Origin of the sequence: Pseudonocardia lacus, from assembly GCF_018531445.1 — a bacterium.
GTDB lineage: Bacteria > Actinomycetota > Actinomycetes > Mycobacteriales > Pseudonocardiaceae > Pseudonocardia > Pseudonocardia lacus.
In genome coordinates this window covers 1-1,629 of the sequence record NZ_JAHDTH010000441.1, presented here as the reverse complement: position 1 = coordinate 1,629, position 1,629 = coordinate 1, and the positions used below count along the sequence as shown (strand labels likewise).

The following is a 1,629-nucleotide window of genomic DNA, read 5'->3' as shown; positions in this document are numbered from 1 at the left end:
GGGCGCCCGACGAGCCGGCCGTGCTGCGCGCCGCGCTCGCCCAGGCCCACGCCGACGTCGTCCTGGTCACCGGGGCCTCCGGGCCCGGCCCGGCCGACCACCTCCGCACAGTGCTCGCCGCCGCCGGCGCCGAACTGCTGGTCGACGGGGTCGCCTGCCGGCCCGGCCACCCGCAGGCCATGGCCCGGCTGCCGGACGGCCGGCTGGTGGTCGGCCTGCCCGGCAACCCGCTGGCCGCGCTGGTCGCCTTCCTGACCCTGGCCGCCGCCGCGCTGGCCGGCCTCGGCGGCCGGGAGCTGCCCGAGCTGGCCCGGCTGCCCGCCCGCGGCGTGCGGCCGCACCCGACCGAGCACAAGATCGTGCCGGTCCGGGTCCGCGAGGGGGTCGCCCGACCGGTCGGCCACGACGGCCCGGCCATGCTGCGCGGCGCCGTCGTCGCCGACAGGCTCGCCGTCGTGAGCCCCGCCGACGCCGCCACCGTGCGGCTGCTCCCCGAGCCAGGAGTCGCCCCGTGGGCAGGTTGACCGCGCACCGGCCGGTCGTGCGGATCACCGGCGCCGGGCGGGTGTCCCGTCCCGACGCGCTGGCCGTCGAGGAGCCGCTGGAGCTGCGCGTCGGGGGCCGGGCGCTCGCCGTCACCATGCGCACCCCCGGCCACGACGTCGAGCTCGCGCACGGCTTCCTGCTGTCCGAGGGCGTGATCGGCGGCCGCGCCGACGTCCTCGACGCCCGCTACTGCGACTCGGTCGACGACGACGGCCGCAACACCTACAACGTGCTCGACGTGGGCCTGGCGGCGCACGTCCCGCCCCCGGAGACCGGGGTCGAGCGCAACTTCTACACGACGTCGTCGTGCGGGGTGTGCGGGAAGGCCTCGCTGGACGCGGTGCGGCTGCGCACCCGGTTCTCCCCGGCCGACGACCCGGTCGAGGTCTCCCCGGCGACCCTGGCCGGGCTGCCCGGCCTGCTGCGCGCCCGGCAGCGGGTGTTCGACCGCACCGGCGGGCTGCACGCGGCGGGGTTGTTCACCGCGGCCGGCGAGCCGCTCGTGGTGCGTGAGGACGTGGGCCGGCACAACGCGGTCGACAAGGTGCTGGGCTGGGCGGTGCTCGACGGGCGGGTGCCGGCGGCGGGCACGGTGCTGATGGTGTCCGGGCGGACGTCGTTCGAGCTGGTGCAGAAGGCGGTCATGGCCGGCGTCCCGGTGCTCGGGGCGGTGTCGGCGCCCTCGTCGCTGGCGGTCGAGCTGGCCGTGGAGTCCGGGCTGACCCTCGTCGGGTTCATCCGCGGCGACTCGATGAACCTCTACGCCGGCGCGCAGCGGGTCCTGGAGCCCCAGCCGACCCGGTAGCGGCTACTCCCCGGCCGGGGGCAGCGGGGCGATGGGCGTTGCGGTGCCGGTCCCGGCGACCGCCGGCCGCGGCACGACCTGGATCAGCGGCTTCTCCGGCGGTCGGCCGTCGTCCGCGGCGGGGAACAGCAGCAGCCCCAGCCCGGCCGCGGCCGGGGCGAGGGCCAGGGTGAACGCGGTGACCAGGGTCGGGGCCAGCCGGCGGCGGCCCGGCGTCGGCGGTCGCTCGTCGGCGAGCAGGGCCGGGCGCTCCTCGGCCGGCCGGGGCGCGGGCCGTG

The 1,629-nt window shown here is 78.8% G+C and carries 3 protein-coding genes; 2 read left to right on the top strand and 1 reads right to left on the bottom strand.

The window, feature by feature from the left end:
- Positions 1–524 (top strand): molybdopterin-binding protein (locus KIK08_RS38925; RefSeq protein ID WP_250558672.1); only part of this gene is annotated, 524 nt, incomplete at its 5' end.
- Positions 512–1,351: a formate dehydrogenase accessory sulfurtransferase FdhD gene (gene fdhD / locus KIK08_RS38920; protein ID WP_214408316.1), complete on the top strand. Its 840-nt coding sequence runs from the start codon at positions 512–514 to the stop codon at positions 1,349–1,351. The genes KIK08_RS38925 and fdhD, both read left to right, overlap by 13 nt.
- A gap of 3 nt (positions 1,352–1,354) precedes the next feature.
- Here fdhD and KIK08_RS38915 read toward each other — a convergent pair.
- Positions 1,355–1,629 (bottom strand): hypothetical protein (locus tag KIK08_RS38915; protein WP_214408315.1); only part of this gene is annotated, 275 nt, incomplete at its 5' end.